This window comes from Chamaesiphon sp. VAR_69_metabat_338 (assembly GCF_031423935.1).
In the GTDB taxonomy this organism is placed as follows: Bacteria; Cyanobacteriota; Cyanobacteriia; order Cyanobacteriales; family Chamaesiphonaceae; genus Chamaesiphon.
The window spans coordinates 1-5,909 of the sequence record NZ_JANPGM010000282.1; the positions used below are offsets into that span (position 1 = coordinate 1).

6 protein-coding genes and 1 pseudogene are annotated in these 5,909 nt (G+C 48.6%); 3 read left to right on the forward strand and 4 right to left on the reverse strand.

Going from position 1 to position 5,909, the window contains the following annotated elements; all coding sequences use genetic code 11:
- Positions 1 to 27 precede the first annotated feature (27 nt).
- From RMO84_RS08270 to RMO84_RS08280, 3 genes are all read right to left on the reverse strand, one after another.
- On the reverse strand, positions 28 to 1,017 hold the full coding sequence (locus RMO84_RS08270; RefSeq protein ID WP_310487989.1) for an aldo/keto reductase: 990 nt from the start codon (positions 1,015 to 1,017) through the stop codon (positions 28 to 30).
- Between the two features lie 105 nt (positions 1,018 to 1,122).
- On the reverse strand, positions 1,123 to 1,308 hold the full coding sequence (locus RMO84_RS08275) for a hypothetical protein (RefSeq protein ID WP_310487990.1): 186 nt from the start codon (positions 1,306 to 1,308) through the stop codon (positions 1,123 to 1,125).
- 79 nt (positions 1,309 to 1,387) lie between these two features.
- Positions 1,388 to 2,113 (reverse strand): class I SAM-dependent methyltransferase, encoded by a 726-nt coding sequence (locus RMO84_RS08280; protein WP_310487991.1) that lies wholly within the window; start codon positions 2,111 to 2,113, stop codon positions 1,388 to 1,390.
- A gap of 565 nt (positions 2,114 to 2,678) precedes the next feature.
- On the opposite strand from RMO84_RS08280, the gene RMO84_RS08285 reads away from it, so the two are divergent.
- Together RMO84_RS08285 and RMO84_RS08290 are read left to right on the forward strand one after the other, a co-directional pair.
- Positions 2,679 to 3,020, forward strand: a complete 342-nt coding sequence (locus RMO84_RS08285) for a hypothetical protein (protein ID WP_310487992.1) — start codon at positions 2,679 to 2,681, stop codon at positions 3,018 to 3,020.
- 284 nt (positions 3,021 to 3,304) lie between these two features.
- Complete coding sequence (locus RMO84_RS08290) at positions 3,305 to 4,618, forward strand: aminopeptidase P N-terminal domain-containing protein (protein WP_310487993.1); 1,314 nt, start codon at positions 3,305 to 3,307, stop codon at positions 4,616 to 4,618.
- Between the two features lie 134 nt (positions 4,619 to 4,752).
- Here RMO84_RS08290 and RMO84_RS08295 read toward each other — a convergent pair whose 3' ends face one another.
- Positions 4,753 to 5,016 (reverse strand): hypothetical protein, encoded by a 264-nt coding sequence (locus RMO84_RS08295; protein ID WP_310487994.1) that lies wholly within the window; start codon positions 5,014 to 5,016, stop codon positions 4,753 to 4,755.
- A 160-nt stretch (positions 5,017 to 5,176) separates the two neighbouring features.
- On the opposite strand from RMO84_RS08295, the pseudogene RMO84_RS08300 reads away from it, so the two are divergent.
- Positions 5,177 to 5,909, forward strand: a pseudogene (locus RMO84_RS08300) (hypothetical protein); the annotation flags it as partial.

Below are 5,909 nucleotides of genomic sequence, written 5' to 3' on the forward strand. Positions count from 1 at the left end.
GGGTTGAAGAATGAAACCCAACAGCCCCTAAAGATCGACCATTTGCATCATCGCCGCCGGATAGCGATCGCCCGATGCCGCCCCTTGAGGTAAAATCGCATCGATCCGATCGAGTTCGTCAGTAGTTAACTTCACCTCCAAAGCACCGAGATTTTCGAGCAAATAAGAAACTCGCTTCGTACCAGGAATCGGCACGATATCCTCACCTTGCTGGAGCAACCAGGCAATCGCCAACTGAGCGGGCGTACAATTTTTAGCTGCCGCCATCTGCTGCACCTGCGCCACCAAGTCCAAATTACGCTGAAAATTCTCACCCTGAAATCGCGGTGAGACGCGTCGCCAGTCATTAGCTTCTAAATCGTCAAAAGTTTTAATTTGCCCAGTCAGAAAGCCGCGTCCGAGGGGACTCCAAGGCACAAACCCGATCTTTAGTTCCCGACAAGTAGCTAAAATTCCCGCCTCGACATCCCGACTCCAGAGTGAATATTCGCTTTGCAAAGCGGCAATCGGATGCACGGCATGAGCGCGGCGAATTGTCTGGGCAGATGCCTCGGACAAGCCCAAATAGCGGACTTTACCTTCCCGAACTAGTTCTGCCATCGCCCCAATCGTCTCTTCGATCGGTGTTTGCGGATCGACGCGATGTTGATAATATAAATCGATCGTCTCCACGCCCAAACGTTTTAAACTAGCTTCGCAAGCCGATCGCACATATTCTGGCCGACCATTGACAGGAATCGTATAGCCACCCTGACTGACATCGCTCAACCCAAACTTAGTAGCAATAACGACCCGCTCCCGTCGATCGCCGATCGCTTTACCAATCAGCGTTTCATTATGTCCCTTGCCATAAGCATCCGCCGTATCGAGAAACGTGCAACCCAGATCGATCGATTGGTGAATGGTATCGATCGCTTCAGCCTCATCCGCCGCTCCATATACCCCCGACATCCCCATACAGCCCAAACCCAGAGCCGAAACTACCAGTCCGCGATCGCCTAGTTTGCGAGTTTGCATATTCTCAATCTCCCGTACGTCCTTTGACTTAAGTTAACCGATCGCCAGGGGAGAGATCGACACGATCGTTGGCATAGCCTACGGTCGGTAATCGTCAAGGGATCCTTAGCCCAAACCCAACCGCTTGGATAATTGATACCCTAATAAGATGCCGACGATCGCCCCGATAATACTAAAAATAATCCCCATTAAAGATAGGGAATCTTCACCCCACATACTGGGAATATAACTCCCCAACACAGTGCCAGCAAAAGACCCCACCCCGATCGCCAATCCCGTAAATTTAGTCATTTCCCAACACCCTGCGAGCTATTACTGGTTAATATCTCTAGAGTGCCCCGATCGATCGCCGATACTTGCTATACAGCCGCTAAGACTTGCCAAAAAAGAACAAATGTTGCTGAGGTAAAACGCTGTCATTTTTGAGTAACTTTAATCCCACCGCACTCATTTCGCGCTGGATCTGTTTTTGAGTGGTTTTGTGGTGCGGCTTGATAAAAACTTTCGGATCTTCACCCCGATATTCAGCCAATACCACCCGTCCGCCCGGTTTGAGTGCTGACACAATTCCGCTCATCATTTCCTGGGGATAACTGAACTCATGATAAGCATCGACCATAATTGCCAGATCGATACTCGCTGGCGGTAGTTCGGGACTTTGTTCCGTACCCAATCGCGGTTCGATATTCGCAATTTTTTTGGCTTGAATGCGCTGCTTCAACAACGCCACCATTTCTGGCTGCACATCGACTGCTAACACTTTCCCCTCTGGTACCTGCCTCGCGATTAGCTGTGAAATATAGCCCGTACCTGCCCCAATATCCGCGACAACATCTGTAGATTTTAATTCCAGAGCAGCAGCCATTTTCTGAGGTTGCTCCTCTGTCGCGCGATCGACCCGTTCCAGCCAGCCAGCACCCTGATGCCCCATCACCTGAGCAATTTCCCTCCCCATGTAGACTTTACCCGTCCCGTCAAAGCTAGGCTGGCGATAACTGTAATATTTGGATTGAAGCAGTGCAGTACTGGGCTGCACGGCAATTTGCCAACAAATCAAGCTAGTAATTAGGACTTTAAACAGATTTTTGATACGCATCGATATTATTAAAATTTGGCAATCACCAGAACAGAATCGAGCTTTATTATAAAAGCGATTGATTGGTAAGTGTGCGCTGACAACCGATCGACAGCTCATTTACCAAGCTTTTGTAGATATAGCAGTCGCCAAGTTCATTAGGACGTTTTTTTGATTAGTCCGCGCAGCGGCTCGCAACCGGGAGGTTTCCTCCCGGATTATGCGAGACAAGACAGGCGGACTTTGCATTCCGAGCGGCTGCTTGGTGCAACACATTCGGAGGAAACCTCCGCGTGATTGCATCCGTGATTTCAATCGCTGTGTCCTAACAGCCTTGGCGGTTGCTATATACAGCACTTTCCAACATTACCAAGTCCGATCTTCCCCCGCTCCCTCTTCTCAACTAATAACGTACTTCATAGTAAGGGAAAGTGTTATATTTTGATTAAATCGATCGATTCGATCGTGCATAATTCTCCCCGATCCTCCCAATTAACGTAAATGCGAAGTCAAAACCCGGACGCAGCTTAGTTCATTGACATCGCAGCTAACTACACACCAAGATCGCAACCATCGCGGAGGTTTTATGTCATTCAAGTCTTATCTGTTTGGTTCGTTATCGATCGCTACTGTTGTTTTGGGACTTCCCAGCATCGCCGCCGCCGAGAGTATTGCCACCGTTCGTGCCGACAATGGCGTCGTTTATCAAATCGATTTAGACGATCGTCTGGAGACTACCGAAGATGGCTGGAGATTTGTCTCGTTCTGGCTGAGTACGACAGCAGATTCCAAAAAATATCGATCGATCGCTTCCTGCAATCCCTATCAAGTCAAATCAGATGCCTACGAGCTGGACTGGTTGCCCAATGGCGGCGGCTATCCCCGAGGCACGCTAGCTGGCGAAATTGCCAGACTCGCCTGTAGCTAGCCTCAAAACATGACATCTTCCGACGATCCAAAACAGTGCATCTCCAGGATCGAGCCATACTTCCAGATCGATCTCTAGTCCATACAGTACTTTCCTGAATTGCGAAATACAATCTTTTCCCCTGTCTTGAAACGGTGCTTCACTTGGGGTTTCCCCAAGTGAAGCACTTTTCGCTCCCCGCTCCTCGCTCTTCTCCCCAATAACCTACCCCATATAACTGGAAAGTGCTGTAAATTAGCCATGATTGCTAAGATAACAATATAGTCAGCATAGGTTAGAAGTACATGCAAGCAGAATACCGCCAGCGTCGGGAACAGTTAATGGCAAAAATTGGCAATGGCACCGCGATATTTGGGAGCGCGCCCATGGCTACCATGCACAACGATGTCGAATACATCTATCGCCAAGAGAGTGACTTCTACTATCTGACTGGCTTCAACGAACCCCACGCCGTTGCCGTCATCGCCCCCCACCACGACGAACACAAATTTATCCTCTTCGTTCAACCCAAAGAACGCGAAAAAGAAATCTGGACGGGCTACCGCGTCGGCGTCGATGCCGCCAAAGAGAAATATGGTGCCGATGAAGCCCATCTCATTAGCGAACTCGACGAAAAACTCCCCCAATATCTAGAAAAAGGCGACAAAATCTATTACCACATGGGGCGCGACGAACAGCTTAACGGCAAAGTTATTACCCATTGGCAAAGATTGCTCCGATCGTATGGTAAACGCGGCACGGGGCCAGTCGCGATCGAAGATCCCTTCCTCACCCTCCACCCCCTACGGCAGGTGAAAAGTCCCGCCGAACTAGATTTAATGCGCGAAGCTGCCCGCATCGCCGCCCTCGCCCACGAACGCGCCCGCCAGATCGCCAAACCAGGCGTTAAAGAATCGGAAATCGAGGCCGAAATCGAATACATCTTCCGCAAAAATGGCGCGATGGGCGTAGCCTATCCTTCGATCGTGGCATCCGGCTCCAACGCCTGTATCCTCCACTATATCGACAACAACAGCACCCTCCAAGACGGCGACTTACTCCTGATCGATGCAGGCTGCTCCGTCGGCTACTACAACTCCGACGTCACCCGCACCTTCCCCGTCAACGGGAAATTCACCACCGAACAAAAAATCATCTACGAACTAGTCCTCGACGCGCAAATGGCGAGTATCGAACAAGTCAAACCAGGCACCACCTGGAAAGACTTCCACCACACCTCCGTCCAAATTATCACCGAAGGTTTAGTCCAACTCGAACTCCTCGCGGGCGATGTTAACACCCTCATCGAAGAAGGCAAATACAAAAACTTCTACATGCACGGCACCGGACACTGGCTCGGCTTAGACGTCCACGACGCCGGAATCTACATGCACGGAGCCGAAACCTGGTACCAATTCCAACCCGGCAACATCATCACCGTCGAACCCGGCATCTACATCTCCCCCGACATCGAACCCGCCGAAGGACAACCCAAAATCGACGACTGCTGGAAAGGCATCGGCATCCGCATCGAAGATGATGTCCTCATCACATCCACCGGCAACGAAGTCCTCACCGCCGCCATCCCCAAATTCGTCGAAGATCTCGAATCCCACTAAATAACCCCGCCCAAGAGAAACCTGGAAGAAAAATCCCCTCCTCTGCGCAGGCAGACGCTTCGCGAACGGAGGGGTGCCCGTAGGGCGGGGTGGGTCGATCGACCCATCCTAGCACTAATATTTTAGATACGATCCTACTCCCCATCGTTCATCTGTTCGATCGCCTTCCAAATTGCCCAAAGTGCGCTAAAAATTGGGAATACTAGTTTAGGGCTAAGTTTCCCTTGTTTCCGCAGTTGACCGATCGATCTCCATAGTTTGTTAATGCCAGTTAGCAAAGCAAATAGAACTACAATGTCGATCGAGTGAGTCGAATTGAGATGTTTTGAATGAATTAGATCGGGATAGTTCGGCTCGACTGGAACGATCTCAATTGGTCGATTCTGTTCGTTTTTCATTTTTGATTGCTCGATTAAGTTAACAACAGCAATCATAAAATTTCCACTTCTTTCTACTCCTTGCTTTTTGCATAACGTTTGCTTTGAGAGCAAAAAACAAGCATCGCCAGCAAAACAAAAGCAAACTAAAAGCAAATTATTAAATTCTCGATAGATCGCTATGGCTCTTACTCTCACAGCATCTGAACAAGGTTTGAAAATAGTAGATGATGCTCGGAAGAAAAAAGGCTGGAATAAATCAGCACCACTATTTTTAGAAGCAGCAGGTAACATTAGTCGATCGAGTTCAGATAAATTTTGGGCGCGACAAACAATCAAATACGAGAATTTTGTTGCTATTTGTAAGGCGGTGGATGTTGATTGGCAAACGGTAGTAGAACAGGACGATCGAGATGTTAACGATCCTCGACAACCAGCAGCTAATAAATTAGATGACTTCAACGGGCTGAAAATAGCCAAACAGATTCATGACTGGCTAACAGCTTTGCGGTATGAATTTGAAGAATATCAGGATTTACAGCCAGAATATTGTGAGTTTATTATTCGGATTCCGGTACGACGGGGCAGATTCGATCGAATCTTAATTCGTGGCGTTCAATCTGAAGCTAAGGTTAGAGATTTACAGGCTTTACAAGCATCGGTAGATAGACATAGAACAGATGAAGGCTGGTTAATTGTCAATCGGCGCATTGCTCCAGCAGTGCGGGATGAATTGGAGAAGTCAGAAAATGAAAAGCTGAGTTGTATGACGTTCGATGAATTAATCGACGAAGAAGCAGATTTTGAGCCTTATTTAGAGTGGTTGGAAGAAGAGGTAATTAAACGCGGGATCGATCGCAAGTATGTATCGTTGGCTTGTGATAAAGAAGAAATCGATCCGGGGACGCAACACT